Here is a 25,495-nt window from a genome sequence, read left to right as displayed (position 1 = left end):
CCGGCAGGCTACTGGCGGCCCGCGGTGCTTGAATCGGTGACCATGCCGTCCGCGTCGCCCGCCCCCGCGTCCTCCCCCACGCTCGCCCACTGGGTGGCCGGCGCGCGTCCGCGGACGCTCCCCGCGGCGGTCGCGCCGGTGCTCGCGGGCACGGGCGTGGCGGCGTACGAGGGCGAGGCCGTGGTCTGGAAGGCACTGCTCGCGGGTGTCGTGGCCCTGGCGCTGCAGGTCGGCGTGAACTACGCGAACGACTACTCCGACGGCATCCGCGGCACCGACGACGACCGCGTCGGGCCCCTGCGCCTGGTCGGCTCGGGCCTGGCGTCGCCGCGCGCGGTGAAGACCGCGGCGTTCGCCGCCTTCGGGGTGGCCGGCGTCGCGGGCCTCGTGCTCGCCGCGACCACCGCCTGGTGGATCGTGCTCGTCGGCATCGTCTGCGTGCTCGCCGCGTGGTTCTACACCGGCGGCGACAAGCCCTACGGCTACCTGGGCCTCGGCGAGGTCATGGTCTTCGTGTTCTTCGGCCTCGTCGCGACGGTCGGCACGACGTACGTCCAGGTCGGCGCCTTCACCGCCGACACCCTGCTCCCGAGCCTGTACGCCGGGGGCGGCATCGGCGCGCTGGCCTGCGCCATCCTCGTGGCCAACAACCTGCGCGACGTGCCCACCGACACCGTCGCCGGGAAGCGCACGCTGGCCGTGCGCCTGGGCGAGCAGCGCACCCGCTGGTTCTACGTGCTGCTCGTCGCGGGCGCCGGCGCCGACTTCGTCGCCATCGCGCTGCTCACCACGCCGTGGGTGCTGCTGTCGCTGGTGTACGTCGTGCCCGCCGCGGCCGCGGCCGGCATCGTCATGCGCGGCGCCCGCGGCCCGGCGCTCATCCCCGTGCTGGCCCGCTCCGGCGTCGCCGAGCTGCTGGCCGGCATCGGCCTCTTCGCCGGCTTCTGGATCGGCGCCTGAGCCTCGCCCCGTCCGCCCGGTCCGCCCGCCCGGTCCGTCCGCCCGGTCCGTCCGCCACGCCCCGCGAGGCGGGAACCCGGCATAGGCTCGCGGCATGTGGTTCGCGATCTTCTGCCTGCTCGTCGTCGGTGGCGTCCTCGCCTACGTCTACCGCGTGAAGCTGCTGGCCCGGGTGCTCGGCCAGTCCGAGACCCGCGTGCGGGGGCACCTCGAGCGGCGCCGCCGCCCCTGATCCTGCGCGTCGGTATGCCGGCTCGGTCCGGCCCAGCGGCTCAGGCCGGGGCCGGCTCCTGCCACGTGCCGTCGTGCAGGAAGCGCACCAGGGTCTCCTCGTGCGCCGCGACGTCGAGGCCCTGCGCCGCCACCCACGCGTCGTCGTAGTAGGTGTGCGCGTAGCGCTCGCCGCCGTCGCACAGCAGCGTCACGACCGAGCCCGCCTCGCCGGCGGCCCGCATCCGGGCGATGACGCGCAGGGCGCCCCACAGCGCCGTACCGGTCGAGCCGCCAGCGAGGCGGCCGGTGACCCGGCTGCACCAGCGCGCGGCGGCGACCGACGCCGCGTCCGGCACCCGGGTCATGGCGTCGACGACGCCGGGCACGAACGACGGCTCGACGCGGGGGCGGCCGATGCCCTCGATGCGCGAGGAGGTCGGCACGGTGTGCGTCGGGTCGCCCGTGGCGTAGCCGTCGAGGAACGCCGAGCCCTCCGGGTCGGTGACGAGCACGCGGGTGTCGTGGCAGCGGTAGCGGACGTAGCGCCCGATGGTCGCCGAGGTGCCGCCCGTCCCGGCGCCGACGACCACCCAGGCCGGCACCGGGTGCCGCTCGAGGGCCATCTGCTCGAAGATCGAGTCGGCGATGTTGTTGTTGCCGCGCCAGTCGGTGGCGCGCTCGGCGTAGGTGAACTGGTCCATGTAGTGCCCGCCGCACTCGGCGGCGAGGCGGCGCGCCTCGTCGTACACGGCGCCGGGCTCGTCGACGAAGTGGCAGCGGCCGCCGTGGAACTCGATGAGCGCGACCTTCTCCGGCGACGTGCTGCGCGGCATGACGGCGACGAACGGGAGCCCCAGCATGCGGGCGAAGAACGCCTCCGAGACCGCGGTGGAGCCCGACGACGCCTCGATGACCGTCGTGCCCTCCCGCACCCAGCCGTTGACCAGCGCGTAGAGGAACAGCGAGCGGGCCAGCCGGTGCTTGAGCGAGCCCGTCGGGTGGACCGACTCGTCCTTCAGGTAGAGGTCGACGTCCCAGTGGTCCGGCAGCGGGAAGCGGTGCAGGTGCGTGTCCGCGGACCGGTTGGCGTCGGCCTCCACCCGGCGTACGGCGGAGCGCAGCCACGCGCGGTGCCCCGGGTGCTCGCGGGAGACGAGGTGGTCCGGGGCCTCCGCGGCCTCCCGGGCCTCCGGGGGCTGCCCGGCCGGGTCGGGCTGCCGGGGGGTCGGCACCGTCAGTCCTCGTCCTCGCGGCCGCGGGCCTTCTCGTAGTTCTCCGAGATCCGCTTCGCGCGGGCGTCGATGCGCTGCGCGAACGCCTCGCGCGGGCGGTCGAGCACGACGTAGGAGGCGATGCCGGAGATGAGGAAGGCGATGATGAGCGGCTCGAGCTGGATCAGCCCCTCCTGGTCCGTCAGCAGCGACCAGAGGCCCAGGACCACGCCGTACGCGACGACGAGCAGCGCCAGGCGCATGAGGGTGTAGACCACGAACTCCTTCACCGCGCCAGGGTAGCGACCGGCGGGCCCGTGCCGCCCGGCCGGGCCGGGCGCGCGTCCGGCGCCCGTGCGGCCGCCGACCCGGGGCTGCCGGCCCGGGGCGCGGGTTGGTGCGGTCGATAGGCTGGAGGGGTGCTGAAGTTCGTGCTGGTCGTCCTCGTGGTCGCGGCCTGCATCTACTTCGCCCTGAGGCTCCTCGACAAGCGCCGCTCCGCGGGCGGCAGCGGCGGGCGGCCCGTCCCCCGCGGCCCCGTCGGCCCGGACGACGACCCCGACTTCATCTGGAACCTCAACAAGCGCGTGCGCCGTCCCGGCACCCCGCCCGGAACGCCGCCGGGCACCACGCCGAACGCCGGCGACCCCGTCGACCCGCTCGACCTCGGCCCCGCCGACCCGCTCGCGCCCGGTGAGAAGGAGCCGGGCACGCCGGGCGAGCCCGGCGACGAGCCCCCGGCGCCCGACGCCCCCGCCCGCTGACGTCTCCCGCCGCACGCCGTACACCGCCGTCTGAAACGCGGCTCCGGGACTCAGCCGTCCGTCGACGGCCCTGATCCGGCCACCGCGTACCGGGCGGCGATGGTGCGGACGGCCTCGTCGACCACCTGGGCGACGCGTTCGGCGCTCACCTCCCAGCCGGGTACCAGGAGCGACGGCCAGAAGACGTAGTTGGAGATCATGCCCAGGAACTGGGTGGCTGCCAGCTCCGCGTCGTCGACCCGCACCGTTCCCGCCTCGTGCTCGGCCAGCAGGTAACCGCGCACCGACTCGAAGTAGGGCAGCTTCCCGTGCGCGAACTGCGCGCTGGCGAGCTCGGGGAACCGCGGCAGCTCGGCGATGACGATCCGGAACAGGTCGCTCATCTGCGGGCGGCTCAACAGCTCGGCGTAGCGGCGACCGATGGCGCTGAGCCCGCCGACGACGTCGCCCGCCGGTGGGACGACCTCCTCGTCAGCGGTCGACCAGGACTCGGTGACCATGGCGTCGAACAGGGCGGCCTTGGTCGGGAACTGCTTGAACAAGGTGGCCCGCGAGACGCCGGAGCGCTCCGCGATCCGCGCCAGCGACGTCCGGTCGTAGCCCAGCTCGAGGAACAGGGCGGTCGCCGCAGACAGGATCAGCGCGCGCTTCTCCTGGGCGATGCGCTGGTGGTACGTCGTCACGGCCTTGCTCATGGGGCCGACCCTACGAGGTGAGTGGCTTGACTCACCACTCGCGGCGTCCTACTGTCGGCAGAGGTGAGTCACTCGGCTCACCACTGGCCGCCCGTCGTCACCGTCGTCCCGGTCAGTCGCCCACGTACTGGAGGAACACCATGCGACGTTTCGACGCCCGGACCGTGCTCGTGACCGGCGGGACCGGTGGCCAGGGATCGAGCCACGTGCGCGCCTTCCACGCGGAGGGAGCGAACGTGGTGATCGGCGACATCGACGCCGACCGCGGCAACACCCTCGCCGACGAGCTCGGGTCCCGCGCTCGCTTCACCCACCTCGACGTCACCGACGAGAGCTCGTGGTCCGTCGCTGTCCGGGCCGCCGAGAGCGCCTTCGGTGCGCTGGACGTGCTCGTCAACAACGCGGGCATCCAGAACCCGCCGGCGCCGATCGAGCAGACGGACCAGGCCACGTGGTCGCGCATCCTCGACGTCAACCTCACCGGGACCTTCCTCGGCATCAAGGCCGCCGCCCCCGCTCTGCGCCGCGCGGGCGGGGGAGCCGTCGTCAACATCGCCTCGACCATGGGCCTGGGCGGCACGGCGCACTACGCGCCGTACGTCGCCAGCAAGTGGGCCGTGCGAGGCCTCACGCGGACGGCAGCGCTCGAGCTCGGCCGGGACCACATCCGCGTGAACACCATCCACCCCGGCGTGATCGCGACCCCCTTCATCCAGGAGCCGGCAGCCGGGGCCACCGCGGCGATCGCCGACTTCTACTCCCCCGAACCGTTCGCCATCCCCCGGCTCGGGGAGCCGACCGACGTCACCCGGCTCCTGCTGTTCCTCGCGTCGTCGGACGCGTCGTTCATCACCGGGTCGGAGTACGTCGTCGACGGGGGCCTCCTCCTCGGGCCCGCCCTCCAGGCCGAGGCCGCATGAGCGCGCCGGGCACGACCGGGTCGGACGACGCCGTGCAGGACCCGTCGGTGGCGCACCTGCCCGATGACGTCCGACGAGCCATCGAGATCACACCCGCCGCCGGCAGCCGCGAACGGACCATCGACATCACGACGGTGGGGCGCCGCACCGGCCGGCCCCGCCGCGTCGAGATCTTCTTCTACCGCGCTGCGGGCGCCACCTACCTGTGCAGCGGCGCCGGCGGGGCTGCCACCGACTGGCACGCGAACCTCCTCGCGAACCCCGACTTCACCTTCCACCTCAAGAACGGGATCCGTGCGGATCTGCCGGCTCGGGCCACGCCCGTCACCGACCCGGCCGAACGTCGGACCGTGCTGGCGGAGATCGTGGCGGACCTCAACCAGCCCCACGACCCCGGCGCCATCCGCCCGACCCGGCTCGAGGACTGGGCCGACAGCCGGTTGATGCGCATCACCGTCGCACCGAGTCGTCGCTGACGGCAGGCCTCGGCGACCCGTACGCCGACCCGCACGCGCCGCCGTACCGGAGCGGAGTTGCCTCCGGGCGACACTTGACACCGCAACCCGCCACTTCCGGCGCGAAACTTCACGCGACAAGTGGCGGGTTCCCCGGTGCACCGGGGAACCCGCCACTCGACGGTCGTACGGCGGAGCGCTCGCGCGTCAGGCGTAGCTGTGCATGCTCGACGACGAGAAGAAGTTGATGCCGATGAAGTTGAACCACAGCGTCGCGAGGCCGATGAGCGCCAGGATCGCGGCGTTGCGCCCCTTGAACCCGGCGGTCGCGCGGGCGTGGAGGTAGGCGGCGTACACGACCCACGTGATGAACGCCCAGACCTCCTTGGGGTCCCAGTTCCAGTAGCGGCTCCACGCCTCGTGCGCCCAGATGGGACCGGTGATGAGCACGGCGAAGGTCCACACGGGGAACGCGAAGGCGTGCAGGCGGTAGGTGAGGCGGTCGAGCCCGACCAGGTCGGGCACCCGCGCGAGGTAGCCCCGCACGACCGGCTGCGCAGCGGCCTCGCCGGTCCCGGCGCCCCCGGCGCCGACGACCGCCTTGCGCTCGGCGCGCTCCTTCAGCAGGTAGAGCACCGAGGTGAAGCCGCCGAGGGTGAACGCGGCGGTCGCGATGACGGCCGAGACCACGTGGATGACGAGCCAGTAGGAGTTGAGCGCCTCGGTCAGCGGCGCGACCTCCTCGTGCAGCCAGATGACGTCGATCATCAGCAGCGTCACGACGAAGCCGGTCACGATCGGGCCGAGCCACGCGAGGTGGAAGCGGCGCAGCAGCACCAGGTAGGTCAGCGAGACGAAGAAGGTGCCCGCGAGGGTGAACTCGTACATGTTGCCCCAGGGCACGCGGTTGGGCTCGGCGGCCATGCCGCGCCCGACGAGCGCCACGAGGTGCACCGCCGTGGCGATCATCGTGAGGATGATGCCGAGCCGCTCGCCCATGGCGACACGGCGACGCGTGCCCTCACCGGCGGCCGCGGAGACCTCGTCCTCGCTCCACGCCTGCTCGGTGGCCCCGCTGCGGCGTGGCCCGGCGGACGCGCCGCCCGACCGGGAACCCGCGCCGACCGCGACGCGCTCGGCACGGCTCACCGGCACCTTCCGCAGGGACGCCCACTGCCACAGGTGGGCGATGAAGCCCAGGAAGTAGACGATGCCGCTGATCGCGACCGCCTGGTTGCTCAGCGTCTCCCACGCCTCGTTGCTCACGCCGTCTCCTCGTTCCGCTCGTCGCGCACCCGGGGTCCGCGCACGTCCTCCAGGATGCCTTGCAGCTCCTCGTCGCCCCCACCGGCCCCGGTCGAGCGGTCCAGCACCCCGACCACGACGAGCGTCGGGCCTTCCTCGCCGCGGCCCTCGCCACCGTCACGGCCGTCGCCGTCGGCGTCGCCCCAGCCGCCCGCAGGCGCCGGACGCACGCGCACCCACACGCGGCGGGGGCGGATGAACAGCGAGCCCAGCAGCCCCACGAGGGCCGCCACGACGCCGCCGAGCGCGACGAGCTTGCCCGGGGTCTGGCTGATCTGGATGCGGTTCCACCGCTCGAGGCCCTCGAACTCCACGGTGCCGAGCCCGCCGGGCAGCTCGGCGACCTCGCCGACCGAGAGGTCGAACCGCACCGGCACGCCGTCCGCGTCGAGCACCGGCTCGAGCCCGTCGCGCTGCAGTGCGTAGACCGACTGCGGGGCGCCGGAGTCCATCCCGAGGTCGCCGGTGTACATGATCAGCGACATGCGGGGGTCGATGGCCTCGCCCATGAGCGAGGAGGGCCCGGCCTCGTTCGTGAACTGGTAGTACGGGTAGAACTCGCCCTCGAGACCCACCTGCGTGTCCAGCCCGTCCGGCACCTTCACGACGCCGAACGAGGCGAACGTCAGGTCGGTCGGCAGGAAGATCGTGGGTCCGGAGTAGGCGACCTCGCCCTCGGCGTCGCGCACGGTGATGACGGGCGCGTACCCGTGGCCGATGAGGAACAGGTCGGTGTCGCCGATCGTCAGCGGGTGGTTGACCCGCAGGTCGTAGGACTTCTCCGGCGTGTCCTCGGTGACGTCCTCGGTGTAGCTCAACCGGGCGCTGAACGCCCGCGCCTGCCCGAACGCCGGGCCGGAGCGGTACCAGTCGATGTCGAACTCGTCGATCGTGTACGCGAACGGCTCGAGGTCGTCCGGCGACCACAGGCTGCCGGAGTCGAGGTCGTCGTACTGCGTCACGTTGTTGGCGAAGCCGTTGCCCACCAGCGTGATGACGCCGCCCTGGTAGCCCAGCAGGCTGCCCATCGCGAACCCGGCGAGCACGACGAGCACCGACAGGTGGAAGACGAGGTTGCCGGCCTCGCGCAGGTAGCCGCGCTCGGCGCGCACCACCACGTCGCCGGCGGCGTCGGGCTCGCCCTCCTCGACGACCCGGTAGCGCCGCTTGCGCAGCACGGCGGCCACGGCGGCCGCGGCCTCGGCGGGGTTCTCCTGCGTCCGGTACGACGTGTGGTCCGGCAGGCGGGTCAGGTTGCGGGGCGCCTTCGGGGGCTTCGCCCGCACGGCCCGCGCGTAGACCCGCAGGCGCGGCAGGATGCAGCCGACGAGGCTGATCATCAGCAGCAGGTAGATGGCCGCGAACCACGGCGAGTCGTAGACGCTGAACAGCCCGAGGCGCTCGTAGATCGGGGTGAGGCGCGGGTGGTCCTCCTGCCACTGGCCGACGGCGAACGAGTCGACGTCCTCCTGCGGCACGATCGAGCCGGGGATCGCGGCGAGCGCGACGAGCAGCAGCAGGACGAGCGCGGTGCGCATCGACGTCAGCTGGCGCCAGCCCCAGCGCAGCGTCTCGCGGAAGGTCAGCTCACCGGGACGGCGCCCGGGGTCGCCCGAGCCGGGGCCCTCGACGGGCGCGGCCCCGGGGTCGGTCGCCGGCCCCTCGGTGGCGGAGCCCTCCGTGGCGGAGCCCTCGGTGGCGGGCCAGTCGGGACGGTCGGTGCGCCCGGTGCGCTCGGGGCTCACACGCTCACCTCGTAGCCGCTGATGAGGGAGCGCTGGAGGTCCTGGACGATGACGTCCCACCACCCGGTCACGAGCAGCACGCCGACGACGACGAGCAGCAGGCCGCCGATGCGCATGACGAGCTCCTGGCGGCGGCGCAGCCAGCCGACGGCGCGCATCGACCAGCCGAAGCCGAGGGCGAGCAGCACGAACGGGATCCCGAGGCCCAGCGCGTAGACCCCCGAGAGCAGCGCGCCGCGCCCGGCCGTGCCCTCGTTGGCCGCCAGCGCCGTGATGGCCGCGAGCGTCGGGCCGACGCACGGGGTCCAGCCGAGGCCGAAGAGGAAGCCGAGCAGCGGCGCGGCCGCGAGGCCCACGCTCGGCACCGCGTGCACCCGGTAGTCGCGCTGCAGCCAGGGCAGCCGCAGCCACCCGGCGAAGGCGAGGCCGAGCACGATGGTGAGCGCGCCGAGCACGATCGTCAGCGTCCGCTGCCACTCGAAGAACCACGTGGCGATCGAGGCCGAGGCGACGCCCAGCAGCACGAAGACGACGGCGAAGCCCGCGACGAACAGCAGCGCGCCGGCCAGCAGGCGACCGCGGCGGACGCGGTTCGCCGTACCGACGCCGCCCGCGCCGTCGGAGCCACCCGTGCCCGCTGCGGGCGCCCCGGGGGCGCCGGTGGCGGTCGCGACCTCGGCCGCGGACATGCCCGTGGCGTAGGAGAGGTAGCCCGGCACGAGCGGCAGGACGCAGGGCGAGAAGAAGGAGACGAGGCCGGCCAGCAGGGCGACCGGTACGGCGAGCAGCAACGACCCGCTGCCGGCCGCCTCGGCGAACGCGTCACCCACCGGAGGCCCCGGACGTGCTGGGCGCGGCGCTCGGCTCCTCGGTCGGGAGGGTGCCCCCGGCCTCGATGACGAGGTCCTCGACGATGTCGACGAGGGTCGTCGCCGACGTCACCTGCCCCACGATGCTGGCCGCGACGCGACCCTCGCCGTCGAGCACGAGCGTGGCGGGGATGGTGCGGGCCGGGATGGTGTCGGCGAAGGCGAGCAGCGCCCGGCCGTCGGAGGAGTAGATCGACGGGTAGGGCACGTCGAAGGCGCGCTCGAAGCTGCGGGCCTGGGCCGGCGAGCTGTCGCGGCTGTTGATGCCGAGGAAGGCGGCGGTGCCGTCGAGCCGCTCGGCGGCCTCGACGAGCTCGGGAGCCTCGGCGCGGCACGGCGGGCACCACGAGCCCCACACGTTGACGACGACGGGGCGGCCCCGCTGCTCCTCCAGCGAGAGCGGCTCGCCGTCGAGCCCCTCGCCCTCGAGCGTGACCGGCTCACCGCGGTCGGCGGGGTCGACGAGGGTCAGCTGCCCGTCGCCGGTGATGTAGCCCTTGTTGCCCGTGCTCTCCGACCCGCCGGCGCAGGCCGTCAGGGTGAGCAGCAGGGCGGTCGCGAGCGCGACCGTGAGCGACCGGGCCCGCCGGGCCCGGGTGGTGCGGTGGTCCATCAGGGACGGTGCTCCTCGGACGCTCCCCCGGCGGAGAACGGCGCAGCCTTGTCGCGGGTGGGGATGAGGTCGCCGGCCGGCTCCGAGTAGGTGACCTTCGTCAGCACGTCGCCACGGAACCACAGGGAGGTCAGCGAGCAGAGCGTGCACTGGCGCTTGCGGGGGTCGTGGAGGAACGACCGGTTCTCCACGTGCAGCCGCGTGGTCCAGATGGGCAGCTGGTGGGAGACCACCACGGCCTCGTTGGCCTGGCCCGGGACGGCCTCGGGCTCCGCCGCGGCGGCGTCGCGGGCGTCGTGGACCGCGGCCAGCATGCGGGCCGCGACCTCCTTGTAGGGCTCGCCCCACGAGGGCCGGAAGGGGTTCCACAGGTGGCGCCAGGTGCGCGGGTCGCGCAGCGCGTTCTCGCCCGGGGCGAAGCGGGAGCCCTCGAACTTGTTCGTCGACTCGATGACCCGGGCGTCGGTGAGCACCTCCAGACCGCGTGCGGCGGCCAGCGGGGCGATGGTCTCCTGCGCGCGCTCGAGCGGGGAGGAGCGCAGGTGCACGATGGGCCGGTCGCCGATGACCTCGGCGACCCGGTCGGCCATGGCCCGGCCGTTCACCGACAGGTGGAACCCGTCACGGCGTCCGTAGAGGACGCCCTGGGGGTTGTGCACCTCGCCGTGGCGCAGCAGGTGGACGACGGTCTGCTCGGTCATCGTGTCCTCGGTCGGGTCGGGGGTGCGGGCGGGTGGGGCGTCAGCGGGTGGCGCGTCAGTACGTCGCGGCGGCGGCCCGGGCGGCGCCGGGGAGCGCCTCGAGCACGTGGCCGACGGCGGCGTCGTCGTGGGCGGCGGAGCAGAACCACACCTCGTACGCCGACGGCGGGAGGTGGACGCCCGCGTCGAGCATGGCGTGGAAGAACGCGGCGTACGCCGGTAGGTGCTGCGCCTGGGCGTCGTCGAAGTCGCGGACGGCCCGGCGCGGCGAGGTCGGGTCGCCGAAGAAGACGGAGAACATCGTGCCGGCGCTCTGCACCAGGTGGGGGATGCCCTCGGCGCGCAGCGCTGCGGAGGCGGCGTCGGCGATGGTCGTCGCGACGTTGCCCACCCGCTCGTACACCTCGTCGGTGGCCAGGCGCAGTGTGGTGAGGCCCGCCGTGGTCGCCACGGGGTTCCCCGACAGCGTGCCGGCCTGGTAGACCGGACCCTCGGGCGAGAGCATCCCCATGACGTCCGCGCGGCCGCCGAACGCGGCGGCGGGCAGGCCGCCGCCCATGACCTTGCCGAAGGTCATGAGGTCGGGCACCCAGCCCTCGTGCGCGCCGTCGAGGCCCCAGCCGCCCTGGCGGGTCGCCCGGAAGCCGGTCATGACCTCGTCGGAGACGAAGAGCGCGCCGTGGGCGCGGCAGGTCTCGGCGAGGAAGCGGTTGAAGCCCGGCTCGGGCGGGACGACGCCCATGTTGCCGGGGACGGCCTCGGTCACGAGGCACGCGATGCGGTCGCCGTGCTCGGCGAACGCCTTCTCGACGGCCGCCCGGTCGTTGTAGGGCAGCACGAGCGTGAGGTCGGTCGCCGACTGCGGGACGCCCGGCGTGCCCGGCACCGCGAAGGTGGCCAGGCCCGAGCCGGCGCTCGCCAGCAGCGCGTCGACGTGGCCGTGGTAGCAGCCGGCGAACTTCACGACGACGTCGCGACCGGTGGCCCCGCGGGCGAGGCGGATGGCCGACATGGTCGCCTCCGTGCCCGACGAGGTGAACCGCACGCGCTCGACGGGGGTGCGCGCGACGATCTCCTCGGCCAGCAGCACCTCGGTCTCGGTGGGGGTGCCGTACGACGTGCCCCGCGCGACCGCCGCCTGCACGGCCGCGATCACCTCCGGGTGGGCGTGGCCGAGCAGCATGGGGCCCCACGAGCCGACGAGGTCGACGTACCGGTTGCCGTCGACGTCCGTCAGCCAGGCGCCCTCCGCGCTGGCGATGAACCGCGGCGTGCCGCCGACCGCACCGAAGGCGCGCACGGGCGAGTTCACGCCTCCCGGGGTCACCGCGCCGGCGCGTGCGAAGAGGTCCGCGGAGCGCGCGGTGGGGCGTTCTGTCGGGGCGGGCACCCCCCCATTCTCGCCGACGCGGCCAAGCGTCCGACCACCGGTGGGGAGGGCAGTTCCGGGAACCGGTGACAGGGGGGTTTCCTCAAGATATGGTCAAGGGCATTCCTGGCTGGGATGGGGTCGTAACCTGCCGGGAACTGGCGCGTTGTCCACGTCACACGGCTGAGGGAGCCGCACGACGGTCTGCACTGGTCACCAGGGGAGAGAACGATGAGCACTACCCGCTTCGCGCGCTGGCAGAAGGCCACCGCGCTCGCGCCCATGGCGGCCCTGTCCGCGGCCTGCACCGTCGCGATCGCCGGGGCCGGCGGCCCGGTCGGCACGCTGACCGCGGCTGAGGAGGGTGGTCCCACCCCCGGCGCGGTCGAGGTGCCCGAGGCGGCCGTCGAGGCCCCCGCGAGCGTCTCCCTCCCCGAGGCGGTCACCGCGACGCAGCCCGACAGCGCCATCGTGAACGCGTCGAGCACCAGCGGCATCCCTGCGGTGGCGCTGGGCGCCTACCAGCGGGCCCAGACCATCATCAACGGCGCCGACTCCTCCTGCCGGATCTCGTGGCAGCTCGTGGCGGCCATCGGTCGCGTCGAGTCCGACCACGGCCGCTTCGGCGGCAGCCAGCTCGACGACAAGGGCGTCGCGACGCCGGGCATCTACGGCATCCCGCTCGACGGCTCGAACGGCACGGCGCGGATCATGGACACGGACGCGGGCGAGCTCGACAACGACGCGACGTACGACCGCGCGGTCGGCCCCATGCAGTTCATCCCCTCCACCTGGCGCGTCGTCGGCGTCGACGCCGACCGCGACGGTGTGCGGGACCCCCAGAACGTCCACGACGCGGCGCTGGCCACGGCCGTCTACCTCTGCTCCGGCGACGAGGACCTCTCGACCGAGGCCGGCAAGCGCTCGGCGGTGCACCGCTACAACCGCAGCGACCAGTACGTGAACCTCGTGCTCGCCATCGAGCAGGCCTACCTCGAGGGCGAGTACACCTCGGTGCCGAACGCGGTGGCCGCGGCCAACTACTTCGTTCCCGACCCGGTCACCACCCGGCCGAACGACGGCGGCTCGACCGACACCGCTACCCCGGGTCGTCCCGGCGCCCCCGCGGCCGGCGGCACGCCCGGCACGGGTGCCGGCGCGACGCCCGGCACCGGCACCGGTTCGACCCCCGGCGCCGGCAGCGGATCCACGCCCGGCACCGGCAGCGGCTCCACCCCGGGCACCGGCAGCGGCTCCACCCCGGGCACCGGCAGCGGCTCCACCCCGGGCACCGGCAGCGGCTCCACCCCGGGCACCGGCAGCGGCTCCACCCCGGGCACCGGCAGCGGCTCCACCCCGGGCACCGGCAGCGGCTCGACCCCGGTCACTCCGCCCCCGGCGCCCGAGCCCACCCGTCCCCCGGCCGGCCCGCTCGAGCCGGTCATCGAGGACCCGGTCGGCGCCGTCGTCGACCTGCCCGGCACCGTCGGCCACGTCCTCACCTGGGCGGGCGCCAGCCTCAAGTGCAACTCGCAGGGCAAGTTCGACAACCCGTTCAACCCGAACGACCCCTGGGACCAGTGCATGCGGTCGCTCGGCTTCTGACCTCCCCCGTACGACGCAGCGCCCCGGCTCTCCTCCTGGAGCCGGGGCGCTGTCGTGTTTCCGGGGGGTCCGTGACTCGTCGAGCGGTAGTCCCTGACGTTTCCGTCGCGACACGCCGGGCGGGACGTCGAGAACGTCAGGGACTACGCAGCTCCACGCGTCCGCACGCTCGGAGCGCTCGGAGCGCTCGCACGCTCAGCGGTACCGGCAGGTCGCGGTAGGAGCGGTAGCCGTCGACTATCGCTCCTACCGCGACCCGGGGCGCTCGACCCGGAACGCTCGACCCGGAACGCTCGACCCGGGGCGCTCAGACGCGCAGCAGGCGGGCGGCCTCGGCGGCCCAGTAGGTGAGCACGACGTCGGCGCCGGCGCGGCGGATGGACGTCAGCGTCTCGAGGATCGCGGCCTCGCGGTCGATCCAGCCGTTGGCCGCGGCGGCCTCGAGCATCGCGTACTCGCCGGAGATGTTGTACGCCGCGACCGGCACGTCGACGGCGTCGCGCACCCGTCGTACGACGTCGAGGTAGGCCAGCGCCGGCTTCACCATCACCATGTCCGCGCCCTGCTCCACGTCGAGCAGCGCCTCGCGGACGCCCTCGACGGCGTTGGCGCCGTCCTGCTGGTAGGTGCGGCGGTCGCCGACCAGCGAGGAGTCCACGGCCTCGCGGAAGGGGCCGTAGAAGGCGGAGGCGTACTTCGCGGAGTACGCCAGGATCGCCACGTCGCTCGCCCCGGCGCCGTCGAGCGCGGCACGGATGACGGCGACCTGGCCGTCCATCATGCCGCTGGGCCCGACGACGTCGGCGCCGGCGGCGGCCTGGGCGCGGGCCATCTCGGCGTACACCTCGAGCGTCGCGTCGTTGTCGACCCGCCCGTGGTCGTCGAGCAGGCCGCAGTGGCCGTGGTCGGTGAACTCGTCGAGGCACAGGTCGGCCATCACGGGCAGCGCGTCGCCCACCTCGGCGGCGACGTCGGCGATCGCGACGTTGAGGATGCCGGCCGGGTCGACCGCGCCGGAGCCCGTCGCGTCCTTGGCCTCCGGCACGCCGAACAGCATGATCCCGCCGAGCCCGAGCTCCGCCGCCTCGACGGCGGCCGCGCGCAGCGAGTCACGCGTGTGCTGCACGACCCCCGGCATCGACGAGATCGGCACCGGCTGGCTCGCGCCCTCGCGCACGAACACCGGCAGCACCAGCTGCCGGGGCCGCACGGAGGTCTCGGCGACGAGCTCCCGCAGCGCAGCGGTACGCCGGAGCCGGCGCGGCCGCACGACGGGGGGCCGCGCCGGGAGGTCGCCCGACCCGGTGGCGCTCAGTTCGAGACCTTCCGGCGCGCCGAGGCCTTGCGGTCCGACGGCTTCGTGACGGGCTGGCCCGACTCGAGCAGGGCGAGCCGGCGGGTGGCGCCGAAGTCCGCGAGCGCGTCGACGAGGGCCTCCATCGACGGCGAGGGCGCCATGACGTCGACCCGCAGGCCGTGCTCCTCCGCCGTCTTGGCCGTGGCGGGCCCGATGACCGCGATGACCGTCGAGGGGTGCGGCTTGCCGGCGATGCCGACGAGGTTGCGCACCGTCGAGGACGAGGTGAAGACGACGGCGTCGAACTTGCCGGTCTTGATCGCGTCGCGCACCGGCGCCGCGGGCGGGGCGGCGCGCACCGTGCGGTAGGCCGTCACGTCGTCGCACTCCCAGCCCTTGTCGACGAGGCCCGCGACGAGGTTCTCCGTCGCGATGTCGGCACGCGGGAGGAAGACGCGGTTGATGGGGTCGAGCACGTCGTCGTACTCGGGCCAGTCCTCGAGCAGGCCGGCAGCGGACTGCTCGCCGGAGGGCACCAGGTCGGCGCGCAGGCCCCAGGCCGCGATGGCCTCGGCCGTCTTGTCGCCGACCGCGGCGATCTTGAGGCCCGAGAACGCGCGGGCGTCGAGCCCGTACTCCTCGAACTTCTCGCGCACGGCACGCACCGCGTTCACTGAGGTGAACGCGATCCACTCGTAGCGGCCCTCGACGAGGCCGCGGACGGCCTTGTCCATCTGCTGCGGGTTGCGGGGCGGCTCGACCGAGATGGTCGGCACCTCCTCGGGCACCGCGCCGTACCCCCGCAGGCGGGCGGACAGGGCACCGGCCTGGTCCTTGGTGCGGGGCACCAGCGCGCGCCAGCCGAACAGCGGCTTGGTCTCGAACCACGACAGCGTCTCGCGCAGGTCGACGACCTCGCCGACGACCGTGACGGCCGGCGGCTGGATCCGCGCGGCGCGGGCGTCGGCCGCGATGTGCTCCAGCGTCGAGGTGACGGTGACCTGCTCGGTCGTCGTGCCGACCCGGGTCATCGCGACCGGCGTCGTGGCGGCGCGGCCCGCGGCGACGAGCGCCGAGGCGACCTCCGCGATCGGGCCGACCGAGCTGAGCAGCACCAGCGTGCGGCCGTCGGCGTACGCGTTCCAGTCCACCTTGTCGGTGCAGGCCACGACGGTGACCTCGCGGTGGTTGCGGGTCGTCAGCGGGATGCCCGCGTACGCCGGCACCGCGGTCGCCGACGAGACGCCCGGCACGATCTCGAAGCCGATCCCGGCCTTGACGCAGGCCTGCGCCTCCTCGGGGCCGGAGGCGTAGAGGAACGGGTCGCCGGTCATCAGGCGCACCACGCGGGCACCGGTGCGGGCGTGCTTGAGCACGACCTTGGCGCGGGCGGCGTGGGTGAGGGGCTGGCCGTCCTCGCCGAAGCCGCCGTCGACGAAGGTCGGGGCGGTGTCGACCACGGTCTCGACGCCGTCGGCGTCCTTGACGACCGTCGGGGTCGGGATGCCGAGCGCGGAGCGCACGAGGAGCTCGTGGTCGGGCGCCTCGGTCACGACGACGTCGGCGTCGCGCAGCAGGTCGAGCGCACGGACGGTCAGCAGGCCGGGGTCACCGGGTCCGCTGCCGACGAACGAGACCCACCCGGTGCCCTCGGGTGCGCCCGTGGCGCTCCCCGCGGAGGTGGCGGTGGTGCTCGGAGTGGCGGTACGTCGCGTCATGCGTGCTGCTCTCTCACTCGGTCGGGACCCTCTGGCTGAGGGCCTTCCATCAGGTCGGCGGCACCGTCGGCCAGCATCTCCTGGCCGAGGCGGCTCCCGACGCCGTGGGCGTCGCCGGGGGAGCCGGTGGCGGACATCCGGATGCTCAGGGCGCCGTCGACGGAGAGCACGACGGCGCGCAGCCACAGCTCCTCGCCGTCGTCGCCCTCGACCACCTCGGCCAGCGCCCCGACGGGCGCGGAGCACCCGGCCTCGAGCGTGGCGAGCACGGCGCGCTCGGCGGTCACGGCGGCGCGGGTGGCGGGGTCGTCGAGCACCCCGATGAGCTCCACGAGCTCCGCGTCGGCGGCCCGGCACTCGACGGCCAGGGCTCCCTGGCCGGGCGCGGGCAGCATCTGGAACGGGTCGATCGTCTCGCTGACCTCGGCGTCGCGGCCCAGGCGCGCGAGCCCGGCGCGGGCCAGCAGGACCGCGTCGACCTCGCCGGCGGCGATCTTGCCGATGCGGGTGTCGACGTTGCCGCGGATCGCCACGATCTCGAGGCCGAGGCCGAGGGCGGCCAGCTGGGCGGCGCGGCGCGGGGACCCCGTGCCGACGCGGCTGCCGACCGGCAGCTCGCCCAGGGTCAGGCCGTCGCGGGCGACGACCACGTCGCGCGGGTCCTCCCGCGGCGGCACGGCGGCGAGCGCGATGCCGGCGGCCGGGCCGGTCGGGAGGTCCTTGAGCGAGTGGACGGCCAGGTCGACCTCGCCGTCGAGCAGGGCGTCGCGCAGCGCGCTGACGAACACGCCGGTGCCGCCGATGCTGGCGAGGGGGGCGCGGTTGACGTCACCGTGGGTCGTGACCTCGACGAGCTCGACGGCACGGCCGGTGCGCTCGGTGATGAGGGCGGCGACGTGGCCCGACTGCGTCGTGGCGAGGGCGGAGGCGCGGGTGCCCAGGCGGAGGGGGCGCTCGGCGGCGGCGTTCCCGGCGGTCACGGACGTCCTCCCGGTCGGGTCACGGCGTCGACCGCATCGGGGTCGAGGGCGAACAGCTCGGCCAGCGCGGCGGCGTACGACACCGCGCCCTGCTCGTTGGCCAGCTGCTTCACGCGCACCGTCGGCTGGTGGAGCAGCTTGTCGGCGACGCGGCGCACGGTCTGCAGCACCTCGGCGCGCGCGGCGGGGTCGAGGTGGGGCAGGCGGCCGTCGAGGCGGGCCATCTCGGACTCCACGACGGTCGTCGCCATCGTGCGCAGCGCCACCACGGTGGGCGTCACGCTGGCCTGGCGGCGGGCCGAGGTGAAGGCCGCGATCTCCTGGGTGACGATCTCGCGCACGGCGTCGATGCCGGGCGCGACCTCGGCGATCCGCAGCTCGTCGGCCAGGCGGGCCAGCCCGAGCAGCAGCACGCCGGGCAGGTCGCCGACGCCCGGCTCCACGTCGTGGGGCAGCGCCAGGTCGACGACGGCCAGCGGGCGGGCCGGGTCGTCGTGGCCGCTGCGGGCGCGCTCCACGAGGTCGCGGGTCAGCACGGTTCCGGTCGAGCCGGTGCAGGACACGACGACGTCCGCGCCCACGAGCTCGCGCTCGAGGTCGGGCAGCTGGGCCGCGCGGGCGCCGTACTCCCCCGCCAGGCGGGAGGCGTTGGGCTCGGTGCGGTTGACGACGACGAGCTCGGCGACCCCGGCCCGGGCGAGCGTGGCGGTCGCGAGCGACGCCATCGCCCCGGCGCCGACGACCACGGCGCGGCGGCCGGCGAGGCCGCCGACCTGCGGCGCGGCGAGCTCGAGCGCGGCCGTGACCAGCGACGGCGCGGCCCGGTCGATGTCGGTCTCGGCGTGGGCGCGCTTGCCGACGCGCAGCGCCTGCTGGAAGAGCACGTTGAGGGCGGGCCCGACCGTGCCGAGCTCCTGGCCCAGGCGCAGCGCCTCGCGGGCCTGGCCGAGGATCTGGCCCTCGCCGACGACCATCGAGTCGAGGCCCGCGGCCACCCGGAACAGGTGGGAGACGGCGGCGTCGTCGTAGTGCACGTACAGGTGCGGCAGCATCGCCTCGGTCGTCGCGCCGCCGCGCTCGATGAGCAGGCGCGAGATCGTCTCGATGCTGCCGTGGAAGCGCTCGACCTCGGTGTAGATCTCGAGGCGGTTGCACGTCGCGATCACCGTCGCCTCGGTGACGTGCTCCGCGTTCGACACCTCCGCCACCAGCTTCTGGGCGCCCTCGGCGTCCAGGGCCAGCCGCTCGAGCACGGCCACCGGCGCCGAGTGGTGGGAGACCCCCACGACCAGCACGCTCATCGCGACTCCTCCCCGTGGCCCGCGGCGACGACCCGTCGCCCGTGACCGTCCGCATCCGCCCCGTCGACCTCGTGCCCGCCCGCGGCGGCTCCCCCGACGTACGACGGGGAGCGGCGCTGCTCGTGGAAGGCGAGGATCTGCAGCTCGATGGAGAGGTCCACCTTGCGCACCTCCACGCCCTCGGGCACGACGAGCACAGTCGGGGCGAAGTTCAAGATGCTGGCGACGCCGGCGGCGACCAGCCGGTCGGCCACGTCCTGCGCCGCGGAGGCGGGCGTGGCGATGACGCCGATCGCGACGTCGAGGCTGGCCACGACCTCCTCGAGCTCGGCGACGGGGCGCACGGCCAGCCCGGCGACGCCCGTGCCGAAGAGCCGGGGGTCGGCGTCGAGCAGCGCCACGACCCGGAAGCCGCGCGAGCGGAACCCGGCGTAGTTCGCGAGCGCCTGCCCCAGGTTGCCCAGGCCCACCACGACGACGTTGCGGTCCTGGGTCAGCCCGATCTCGTGGGCGATCTGGTAGCGCAGGTTCTCGACGTCGTAGCCGACGCCGCGGGTGCCGTAGGAGCCGAGGTGGGACAGGTCCTTGCGCAGCATGGCGGAGTTCACCCCGGCGGCCGCCGCGAGGTCCTCGCTCGAGCACGTCGGCGTGGCCGACTCGGCCAGCGCGGTCAGGGCACGGAGGTACAGGGGAAGCCGCGCGACGGTGGCCTCCGGGATGCCCCGGGGGCTCTCGGCCTGGGTCCGTGCAGTCAACGTTTCTCGTCTCCAGCCACGCACGGGCTCGCCTGTGTCAGGAGGGCGGAACCGGGGGGCACCTGGGGGCGCGCGCGGCCCGCTCACTGTAGGAGTTCGCGAACGGCAGGACAAACCGACGAGGGCGTCGCGGGGCAGCGCACGAGGGCGCCGGTCAGGCTCCCGCGCCCGGCTCGGCGGCCCGACGGGGCCACACGACGAAGCGGTAGGCCGCGAAGTTGACGACGAGGCTGCAACCTATCGCAAGCACCTTCGCCACGATCACGGGGTCGACCACCCACAGCAGGGCGTGGATGACGAGGGGTTGCAGCACCCACATCGTCGCCCCCGTCGTCGCCACGAAGAGCAGCGCGTGGCGCAGCGTGAGCCGGGCGGCGTCGAAGGTGAAGAGGCCGTTGACGACGAAGCTGAACGTCATGCCCGCGCTCGTCGAGACCAGGTTGGCCAGGGTGATGCCGAGCGGCACGTGCAGCAGCCAGAACAGCCCGACGTCCAGGGCGGTGTTGACGACCCCGACGCCGGCGAACCGCACCTGCGGGGGGAGCCGGCGCAGCAGCCTCACCGCTGCGTCGACCCGCGGCGCCGCTCGCCCGACGCCACCGCGGGCGGGGCGCCGCGCGGGCCCCGGGCGACGAGCGCGAGCGAGTAGAGCGGCCGGTCCTGCGTCTCGACGTACACGCGGCCGAGGTAGGAGCCGATGACGCCCATCATGATCAGCTGCAGGCCGGACAGCAGGAACATGCCCGCGCCGAGGAACGCCCAGCCCGGCACGGCCTCCTCCGGGGTGACGAGCCGCACGTAGAGCACGTAGCCCGCGACCACGAGGCTGAGCGCCGAGATCAGCACGCCCAGCTTGCTGATGAGCCGCAGCGGGGCGGTCGAGAAGCCGAGGATGCCGTGGGAGGCGAACGAGATCATGGCCCGCAGCGGGTAGCCGGTCGAGCCCGCGAACCGCTCGTCGCGGTCGAAGAGCACCGCCTCCTGGCGGAAGCCGACGTGCGCCACGATGCCGCGCAGGAACCTGCCGTGCTCGCGGTAGCGGCCGATCTCGGCGACCACCCGGGCGTCCATCAGCCGGAAGTCGCCGGTGTCGCGCGGGATGTCGACGTCGGCCATCCGGGCGAGGAGCTTGTAGAACGCCCAAGCGGTGAGGCGCTTGAACCGCGTGTCCTGCCGGGTGCGGCGCTGGGCGTAGACGACGTCGGCGCCCGCCTCCCAGCGCTCGACGAGCTCGAGGCTGACGCGCGGCGGGTCCTGCAGGTCGGTGTCCATCACGACGACCGCGTCGGCGTCGCCGACCGCGTCGAGGCCCGCGGTGACCGCGAGCTGGTGCCCGAAGTTCCGCGACAGGGCGATCACGGTCACCCGGTCGTCGGCCTCGCGCAGCGCGAGGAGGCGGTCGAGGGAGTCGTCGGAGCTGCCGTCGTCGACGTAGACGAACTCCACGTCGAGGTCGGGGCGCTGGGCCACCGTCTCCGACAGGGTGCGGTGGAAGGTCTCCACGACCTCGGCCTCGTCGTACACGGGCAGCACGTAGGCCAACCGGCGCCGACCACCGGTCCCCTCCGTCGTCGCGGCCACCTGCTCCGCGTGCTCCTGCTGCGCCTCCACGACCCGTTCCTCCGTCTGCTCGTCCGTCACCGTCGTCCCATCCTCCGGCCTCACCCCAGCACCGCCAGGCCCACCACGCCGACCGCCACGGCCACGCAGCCCGCGGCCAGCAGCGCCTGCACCCGCACGAGCCAGGTGCCGTACGCCGCGTCGACGCCCTCGCGCCCCGGGGGCGCGTCGGGCACAGGCGTGAACCCCGCGGGGTACGGCGCACCCTCCCGCCGCGAGCGGGCGACCGCCCACACCCAGGCGGCGCCCAGCCCGAGGACGGGCGCGGCGGTCGTCCAGTAGCGCGGACCCGAGACGTGCACGAACGGCTGGGTCAGCAGCGCACCCAGGGACAGCGTGAGGAGGACGCCGAGCACCTGCAGGTCGCGGTGGCGCCGGGCCACCGTGAGCAGCAGCGCGACCCCGGCGGCGAAGCCCGACCACACCATCGCGCTCGTCAGGACCGCGGCGAGGGTCCGCGAGGGGCCCGACGGGGCGCCGAGCCAGGTCAGGAAGCGGTCGGGGTCCTTCGTGTAGTCGTGCAGGTTGCGCAGCACGTCGCGCGAGTAGGAGCCCGGCGTCACGTCGGCCCGGGCGTGGGTCGACATCTGCTCCAGCACCTCGGTCTCGGGGGTCCCGGTGGCCGCGCCCGTCTCCCGCGCGTAGCGCAGCGGGCTGAACCACAGCGTGGACCCCGGGTCGCAGGGCCCGAAGCAGACCTCGTCGCGGTCGCCGAAGGTGTTGGCGAGAACGGTGGGCACCGTGGTCGTCGTGACGACGGGCGCGTCGAGCGCCGCGGAGGCCGCGATCGACCAGGGGGCGAGCACCGCCAGGAACGCGACACCGCCGAGCGCCGCGACGCCGAGGCCGCGCAGCCGCTCCCGTCCCCGCAGCAGCAGCACCGCGGCCAGCACGGTGACGACCCCGAGCCCCACCACGAGCAGCGAGGTGCTCGAGCGCAGGTAGACCGCGGCCACCGCGAGCACCCCCAGCCCGACGCCCCGGCCGACCGACGGGGCGGTGCCCGCCCGCAGGCCGCGCCCGACGACGACGAGCTCGCAGAGCAGGAGCACGACGACGAGACCGGCGAGCAGGTCGCCCCACACGCCCATCGAGAAGGCGGCCCACGTCGGCACGAGACCGGGCAGCACCAGCAGCGCGCCGGCGGGCACGGCGCCGAGCACGCGCCGCACGCGCCAGGCCGCGAGCAGCAGCAGGAGCGTGGAGACCACGGCGAGGTAGGCCCGCAGGCCGGCGACGTCCCCGTCCGGCACCACGAGGAACCACGGCGCGGTCACCACGGCCATGCCGGGCATGAACCAGCCGCTCGCCACGACGTTCCGCGACAGCTCGGCGGTGTCGGGGGCGCGCAGCGAGCCGAGGTCGCGGGCGAGGTTCGAGAGCGCCCGGCCCCCGTCGGCGTACGCCGCCTCGTCGCCGTGGAGCGCGCCGTCGCCGACGAGCGTGAAGACCCAGGCCGAGACGAGGACGTGCGCCAGCGCGAGGCCCAGCAGGACGCGGTCGGGGCGGCCCAGCCCCCGCAGCCACCTCACTCCCACCACTCCCCCGGGCGGTCGCCGAAGCGCTTGGTGGTCGTCACGCCGTCGCAGGGCGGGTCGGTGCGGGCCGGCGCGGCGACCGGCAGGTCGAGGACGGCCTCGCCACGCACGAGCAGCGGCGGGTCGTCGTCGAAGGCGCGGAGCGCGACGACCACGCGCTCGCCGCCGGGACCGGCCAGGCGCACGACGCCCTCGTCGCCCCCGTCGCCACCGTCACCCACCGTCGTCGACGCCTCGGCGACGGTGAAGCCGACGGCGGTGAAGGCGTCCTCGAGCGCCGCTGCCGCCTCCGGCAGCCCGACCTCGGACCAGTGCAGGACGAGGCGGCGGCGCGGGCCCTCGGCGGTCTCGACGTCGCCGTCGCTGCGCACGACGAACGCCAGGTCCGGCCGCGCGTCGCCGGGCAGCGGGAAGCAGCCGTCGAGCACCGTGTTGCCGACGAGCGCCGGGCGGTAGCTGCCGCTGGGGCGCGCCCGCCCGAAGGAGTCGCCGAGCACCGCGAGCACGACCAGGAGCGCGACCAGCGCCACGACCGCGGTGAGCGCGCGTCGTCGTACCGGGCCGCGGGGACGCGGGTGGGGGTGGGCGGTCACGCCGTGAGCGCGGACCGCAGCCGCTCGGCGTCGACGCGCCAGAAGTCGTGCTGCCGGCCGTCGACGAACGTCACCGGGATCTCGTCGGGGTCGATGCGGGCCGCCGTGGCGGCCTCGTCGTCCTCGTCCACGTCGACCTCCACGAAGCGCTCGCCGAGCTCGGCGCACACGCGGGCGACGACGGCGCGGGCCTCGTCGCACAGGTGGCAGCCCTCGCGTCCGTAGAGCACGACGCGGGCGTCGCCGGGCGAGATCGGTGGAAGTGACACGTCCCGCATCCTAGGCTGCGACCTGTGCCCCACCCCGACGACGAGAGCGCGGCCCCCCAGGGGCCGGACGAGCCGGACGAGCGTCCGCAGTCGCGACCGCTCGCCGGACGCCGCCCGGCCGACCTGCGCCGCCGCTCCCGCCTGGCCGGCGAGGCCGCCGCGGCGGCCGCCGAGGTGGAGTCGGCGCTCGACATGCCGCGCGACCCCACGTCCGCGGCGTTCTTCGACGTCGACAACACCCTCATGCAGGGCGCCAGCATCTTCCACCTCGCCCGCGGCCTGCACCGGCGCGAGTTCTTCACCACGCGCGAGATCGCGGGCGCGGTGTGGAAGCAGGCCTACTTCCGCGTGGTCGGGGTCGAGGACCCGGAGCACGTGGCGGACGCCCGCAACTCGGCGCTCGGGTTCATCGCCGGTCACACCGTGGGCGAGCTCGAGTCGCTCGTCGAGGAGATCTTCGACGAGGCGATGGCCGCGAAGATCTGGCCGGGCACGCGCGCGCTGGCCCAGCTCCACCTCGACCAGGGCCAGCGGGTCTGGCTGGTCACCGCCGCGCCCATCGAGGTCGCCACGATGATCGCGCGCCGCCTCGGCCTGACCGGCGCGCTGGGCACGGTGGCCGAGCACGTCGACGGCGTCTACACCGGCCGGCTCGTCGGCGAGATGCTCCACGGGCCCGCGAAGAGCGAGGCCGTCAAGGCGCTCGCCGCGCGGGAGGGGCTCGACCTGTCGCGGTGCTCGGCGTACTCCGACTCCTCCAACGACCTCCCGCTGCTCGGGCTGGTCGGCGACCCGTGCGCCGTCAACCCGGACGCCCGCCTGCGCGCCCACGCCCGCGAGCAGGGCTGGCGGGTGCGGGACTACCGCACGGGCCGCAAGGCCGCCCGCGCGGGTGTCCTCGCGGGCGTCGCCGCCGGCGCGCTGGGCGGCGCCGTGGCCGCCGGTACGGCGCTGCGCGGCCACCGCCGCTGACCGACCCCGGGCGGGGCCGCCGACGACCTCCCCGACCGGTGGTGCACTTCGCCACAGGTCGTCCCCGGGTTTGCCGATTACGGTTCCCAAGCCCGGAGCGTCGGCCTACATTGGGCCGACGCCTCGGGGAGACGGCGTCCAGGGAGGGCACGATGAGCACAGCAGGTGGGCGCACGCCTGCCGTCGGGGAGGGTCTCGACGCGCTGCGCTGCGCCGTGCTCACCGCCCTCGGTGCGCTCGGTGCGGAGCCCGCGCCGGCCGGCGTCCCGCACGCCGGTCGCGCCGCCCGTCGCTCCCCCCACCTGCTCGCGGCGACCGCGACCGACCCGGCCCGCCAGGAGGCCTCGGGCGACCTGCCCGCCGGCGGCGGTGGCGGCGGCACGGCCCCCGACGACACCGAGGACGCGTTCTCGACCGAGGAGCGCCCCGAGGAGCGCGAGCGCCTCATCGGCCTCGTCGAGCTCGCCCGCGGCGGTGACAAGGAGGCGTTCGGCCTCCTCTACGACCACTACCACGGCGCGGTCTACCGGTTCCTGTACTACCGGACCCGCTCGGTGCCGCTGGCCGAGGACCTGACGTCGGAGACGTTCTTCCGCGCCCTGCGGCGCATGGGCGACTTCCGCTGGCAGGGTCGCGACTTCGGCGCCTGGCTCATGACGATCGCGCGCAACCTGACGACCGACCACTTCAAGGCGGGCCGCACCCGCCTCGAGCACACGGTCGAGGACATGGGCGTCCACGACGACGGCCACGAGGACGGGCCGGAGAGCCGGGTGCTCTCCGCGCTGACCAACGAGATCCTCATGGAGGCCCTGGGCCGGCTCCCCTCCGAGCAGCAGGACTGCCTCGTCATGCGCTTCCTGCAGGGCATGAGCATCGCCGAGACGGCCGCCGCCCTGGAGCGCACGGAGGGCGCCGTCAAGCAGCTGCAGCTGCGGGGCGTGCGCAACCTGGCGAAGCTGATGCCGGAAGGGATCAGGGAGCCGTGAGCGCCGCCGTAACCTCCCCGTCCGTGCCCTCGTTGGAG

The 25,495-nt window shown here is 74.5% G+C and carries 27 protein-coding genes; 8 read left to right on the top strand and 19 right to left on the bottom strand.

All coding sequences use genetic code 11. The annotated features are described in order from the left end of the window. The first annotated feature begins 42 nt into the window (after nt 1-42). Both ACOACO_RS05590 and ACOACO_RS05585 read left to right on the top strand, forming a co-directional pair. A complete protein-coding gene (locus tag ACOACO_RS05590) occupies nt 43-960 on the top strand; it encodes a 1,4-dihydroxy-2-naphthoate polyprenyltransferase (RefSeq protein WP_420295250.1) in 918 nt (305 codons plus the stop codon). A 94-nt stretch (nt 961-1,054) separates the two neighbouring features. Next, nucleotides 1,055-1,192, top strand: coding sequence for a hypothetical protein (locus tag ACOACO_RS05585; RefSeq protein WP_277500129.1), 138 nt, complete (start codon nt 1,055-1,057; stop codon nt 1,190-1,192). 40 nt (nt 1,193-1,232) lie between these two features. Here ACOACO_RS05585 and ACOACO_RS05580 read toward each other — a convergent pair whose 3' ends face one another. Next, nucleotides 1,233-2,294, bottom strand: a complete 1,062-nt coding sequence (locus ACOACO_RS05580) for a PLP-dependent cysteine synthase family protein (RefSeq protein WP_420296303.1) — start codon at nt 2,292-2,294, stop codon at nt 1,233-1,235. 113 nt (nt 2,295-2,407) lie between these two features. Beyond that, nucleotides 2,408-2,674 carry a DUF4229 domain-containing protein gene (locus ACOACO_RS05575; protein ID WP_420295249.1) on the bottom strand — a complete coding sequence of 89 codons (267 nt, stop codon included), beginning with the start codon at nt 2,672-2,674 and terminating at the stop codon, nt 2,408-2,410. 129 nt (nt 2,675-2,803) lie between these two features. On the opposite strand from ACOACO_RS05575, the gene ACOACO_RS05570 reads away from it, so the two are divergent. Next, nucleotides 2,804-3,148, top strand: a complete 345-nt coding sequence (locus ACOACO_RS05570; protein WP_420295248.1) for a hypothetical protein — start codon at nt 2,804-2,806, stop codon at nt 3,146-3,148. Between the two features lie 50 nt (nt 3,149-3,198). Here the strand turns inward: ACOACO_RS05570 and ACOACO_RS05565 are convergent, their stop codons facing one another. Next, entirely contained in the window at nt 3,199-3,843 is a 645-nt protein-coding gene (locus ACOACO_RS05565; protein ID WP_420295247.1) for a TetR/AcrR family transcriptional regulator, read from the bottom strand. 140 nt (nt 3,844-3,983) lie between these two features. On the opposite strand from ACOACO_RS05565, the gene ACOACO_RS05560 reads away from it, so the two are divergent. Together ACOACO_RS05560 and ACOACO_RS05555 are read left to right on the top strand one after the other, a co-directional pair. Beyond that, nucleotides 3,984-4,763 carry a glucose 1-dehydrogenase gene (locus ACOACO_RS05560; protein ID WP_420295246.1) on the top strand — a complete coding sequence of 260 codons (780 nt, stop codon included), beginning with the start codon at nt 3,984-3,986 and terminating at the stop codon, nt 4,761-4,763. Further along, complete coding sequence (locus ACOACO_RS05555; protein WP_420295245.1) at nt 4,760-5,239, top strand: nitroreductase/quinone reductase family protein; 480 nt, start codon at nt 4,760-4,762, stop codon at nt 5,237-5,239. Before ACOACO_RS05560 ends, ACOACO_RS05555 begins: the two co-directional genes overlap by 4 nt. A 186-nt stretch (nt 5,240-5,425) precedes the next feature. Here ACOACO_RS05555 and ccsB read toward each other — a convergent pair whose 3' ends face one another. Genes ccsB through hemL form a run of 6 tightly spaced genes read right to left on the bottom strand, consistent with a single transcriptional unit; the run spans nt 5,426 to nt 11,841 of the window. After that, nucleotides 5,426-6,484: a c-type cytochrome biogenesis protein CcsB gene (gene ccsB, locus ACOACO_RS05550; protein ID WP_420295244.1), complete on the bottom strand. Its 1,059-nt coding sequence runs from the start codon at nt 6,482-6,484 to the stop codon at nt 5,426-5,428. Continuing rightward, entirely contained in the window at nt 6,481-8,268 is a 1,788-nt protein-coding gene (resB, locus tag ACOACO_RS05545; RefSeq protein ID WP_420295243.1) for a cytochrome c biogenesis protein ResB, read from the bottom strand. Before resB ends, ccsB begins: the two co-directional genes overlap by 4 nt. Beyond that, the gene (locus tag ACOACO_RS05540; protein WP_420295242.1) at nt 8,265-9,098 is read right to left on the bottom strand and encodes a cytochrome c biogenesis CcdA family protein; all 834 of its coding nucleotides are present in this window, start codon (nt 9,096-9,098) and stop codon (nt 8,265-8,267) included. The genes resB and ACOACO_RS05540 overlap by 4 nt, the downstream gene beginning before the upstream one ends. Next, complete coding sequence (locus ACOACO_RS05535) at nt 9,091-9,750, bottom strand: TlpA family protein disulfide reductase (protein ID WP_420295241.1); 660 nt, start codon at nt 9,748-9,750, stop codon at nt 9,091-9,093. Before ACOACO_RS05535 ends, ACOACO_RS05540 begins: the two co-directional genes overlap by 8 nt. After that, entirely contained in the window at nt 9,750-10,451 is a 702-nt protein-coding gene (locus tag ACOACO_RS05530) for a histidine phosphatase family protein (protein ID WP_420295240.1), read from the bottom strand. The genes ACOACO_RS05535 and ACOACO_RS05530 overlap by 1 nt, the downstream gene beginning before the upstream one ends. Before the next feature lie 55 nt (nt 10,452-10,506). Next, nucleotides 10,507-11,841 carry a glutamate-1-semialdehyde 2,1-aminomutase gene (gene hemL / locus ACOACO_RS05525; protein WP_420295239.1) on the bottom strand — a complete coding sequence of 445 codons (1,335 nt, stop codon included), beginning with the start codon at nt 11,839-11,841 and terminating at the stop codon, nt 10,507-10,509. A gap of 210 nt (nt 11,842-12,051) precedes the next feature. On the opposite strand from hemL, the gene ACOACO_RS05520 reads away from it, so the two are divergent. Beyond that, on the top strand, nt 12,052-13,425 hold the full coding sequence (locus ACOACO_RS05520) for a lytic murein transglycosylase (RefSeq protein WP_420295238.1): 1,374 nt from the start codon (nt 12,052-12,054) through the stop codon (nt 13,423-13,425). A 307-nt stretch (nt 13,426-13,732) separates the two neighbouring features. Here ACOACO_RS05520 and hemB read toward each other — a convergent pair whose 3' ends face one another. From hemB to ACOACO_RS05470, 10 genes are all read right to left on the bottom strand, one after another. Then, on the bottom strand, nt 13,733-14,695 hold the full coding sequence (hemB, locus tag ACOACO_RS05515; RefSeq protein ID WP_420295237.1) for a porphobilinogen synthase: 963 nt from the start codon (nt 14,693-14,695) through the stop codon (nt 13,733-13,735). A 41-nt stretch (nt 14,696-14,736) separates the two neighbouring features. Next, nucleotides 14,737-16,440 carry a uroporphyrinogen-III synthase gene (locus ACOACO_RS05510; protein WP_420295236.1) on the bottom strand — a complete coding sequence of 568 codons (1,704 nt, stop codon included), beginning with the start codon at nt 16,438-16,440 and terminating at the stop codon, nt 14,737-14,739. Then, complete coding sequence (gene hemC / locus ACOACO_RS05505; RefSeq protein ID WP_420295235.1) at nt 16,437-17,420, bottom strand: hydroxymethylbilane synthase; 984 nt, start codon at nt 17,418-17,420, stop codon at nt 16,437-16,439. The genes ACOACO_RS05510 and hemC overlap by 4 nt, the downstream gene beginning before the upstream one ends. After that, nucleotides 17,417-18,721, bottom strand: coding sequence for a glutamyl-tRNA reductase (locus ACOACO_RS05500; protein ID WP_420295234.1), 1,305 nt, complete (start codon nt 18,719-18,721; stop codon nt 17,417-17,419). The genes hemC and ACOACO_RS05500 overlap by 4 nt, the downstream gene beginning before the upstream one ends. Beyond that, nucleotides 18,718-19,476, bottom strand: coding sequence for a redox-sensing transcriptional repressor Rex (locus ACOACO_RS05495; RefSeq protein ID WP_420295233.1), 759 nt, complete (start codon nt 19,474-19,476; stop codon nt 18,718-18,720). Before ACOACO_RS05495 ends, ACOACO_RS05500 begins: the two co-directional genes overlap by 4 nt. A gap of 154 nt (nt 19,477-19,630) precedes the next feature. After that, entirely contained in the window at nt 19,631-20,038 is a 408-nt protein-coding gene (locus tag ACOACO_RS05490) for a GtrA family protein (RefSeq protein ID WP_420295232.1), read from the bottom strand. Then, nucleotides 20,035-21,117 (bottom strand): glycosyltransferase family 2 protein, encoded by a 1,083-nt coding sequence (locus ACOACO_RS05485; RefSeq protein ID WP_420295231.1) that lies wholly within the window; start codon nt 21,115-21,117, stop codon nt 20,035-20,037. The genes ACOACO_RS05490 and ACOACO_RS05485 overlap by 4 nt, the downstream gene beginning before the upstream one ends. Before the next feature lie 20 nt (nt 21,118-21,137). Continuing rightward, nucleotides 21,138-22,628, bottom strand: a complete 1,491-nt coding sequence (locus tag ACOACO_RS05480) for a hypothetical protein (RefSeq protein WP_420295230.1) — start codon at nt 22,626-22,628, stop codon at nt 21,138-21,140. Then, the gene (locus ACOACO_RS05475; protein WP_420295229.1) at nt 22,625-23,227 is read right to left on the bottom strand and encodes a hypothetical protein; all 603 of its coding nucleotides are present in this window, start codon (nt 23,225-23,227) and stop codon (nt 22,625-22,627) included. Before ACOACO_RS05475 ends, ACOACO_RS05480 begins: the two co-directional genes overlap by 4 nt. Further along, entirely contained in the window at nt 23,224-23,496 is a 273-nt protein-coding gene (locus ACOACO_RS05470) for a glutaredoxin family protein (RefSeq protein ID WP_420295228.1), read from the bottom strand. Before ACOACO_RS05470 ends, ACOACO_RS05475 begins: the two co-directional genes overlap by 4 nt. Nucleotides 23,497-23,520: 24 nt before the next feature. Here ACOACO_RS05470 and ACOACO_RS05465 point away from each other — a divergent pair, with 24 nt between their 5' ends. Both ACOACO_RS05465 and ACOACO_RS05460 read left to right on the top strand, forming a co-directional pair. After that, nucleotides 23,521-24,468 (top strand): HAD family hydrolase, encoded by a 948-nt coding sequence (locus tag ACOACO_RS05465; protein WP_420295227.1) that lies wholly within the window; start codon nt 23,521-23,523, stop codon nt 24,466-24,468. Between the two features lie 152 nt (nt 24,469-24,620). Then, nucleotides 24,621-25,457, top strand: a complete 837-nt coding sequence (locus ACOACO_RS05460) for a sigma-70 family RNA polymerase sigma factor (protein ID WP_420295226.1) — start codon at nt 24,621-24,623, stop codon at nt 25,455-25,457. The last annotated feature ends 38 nt before the right edge of the window (nt 25,458-25,495 follow it).

The sequence above is a fragment of the Nocardioides sp. CPCC 205120 genome (genome assembly GCF_048654585.1).
GTDB lineage: Bacteria > Actinomycetota > Actinomycetes > Propionibacteriales > Nocardioidaceae > Nocardioides.
This window is presented reverse-complemented; position numbering and strand designations above follow the sequence as displayed.

What these genes read in the sequence shown, in the direction of transcription:
- ACOACO_RS05590 (WP_420295250.1), top strand. Translation starts at nt 43, where the DNA reads ATGCCGTCCGCGTCGCCCGCCCCCGCGTCCTCCCCCACGCTCGCCCAC.
- ACOACO_RS05585 (WP_277500129.1), top strand. Translation starts at nt 1,055, where the DNA reads ATGTGGTTCGCGATCTTCTGCCTGCTCGTCGTCGGTGGCGTCCTCGCC.
- ACOACO_RS05565 (WP_420295247.1), bottom strand. Translation starts at nt 3,843, where the DNA reads ATGAGCAAGGCCGTGACGACGTACCACCAGCGCATCGCCCAGGAGAAG.
- ACOACO_RS05560 (WP_420295246.1), top strand. Translation starts at nt 3,984, where the DNA reads ATGCGACGTTTCGACGCCCGGACCGTGCTCGTGACCGGCGGGACCGGT.
- ACOACO_RS05555 (WP_420295245.1), top strand. Translation starts at nt 4,760, where the DNA reads ATGAGCGCGCCGGGCACGACCGGGTCGGACGACGCCGTGCAGGACCCG.
- ACOACO_RS05535 (WP_420295241.1), bottom strand. Translation starts at nt 9,750, where the DNA reads ATGGACCACCGCACCACCCGGGCCCGGCGGGCCCGGTCGCTCACGGTC.
- ACOACO_RS05530 (WP_420295240.1), bottom strand. Translation starts at nt 10,451, where the DNA reads ATGACCGAGCAGACCGTCGTCCACCTGCTGCGCCACGGCGAGGTGCAC.
- ACOACO_RS05520 (WP_420295238.1), top strand. Translation starts at nt 12,052, where the DNA reads ATGAGCACTACCCGCTTCGCGCGCTGGCAGAAGGCCACCGCGCTCGCG.
- ACOACO_RS05510 (WP_420295236.1), bottom strand. Translation starts at nt 16,440, where the DNA reads ATGACGCGACGTACCGCCACTCCGAGCACCACCGCCACCTCCGCGGGG.
- ACOACO_RS05500 (WP_420295234.1), bottom strand. Translation starts at nt 18,721, where the DNA reads ATGAGCGTGCTGGTCGTGGGGGTCTCCCACCACTCGGCGCCGGTGGCC.
- ACOACO_RS05460 (WP_420295226.1), top strand. Translation starts at nt 24,621, where the DNA reads ATGAGCACAGCAGGTGGGCGCACGCCTGCCGTCGGGGAGGGTCTCGAC.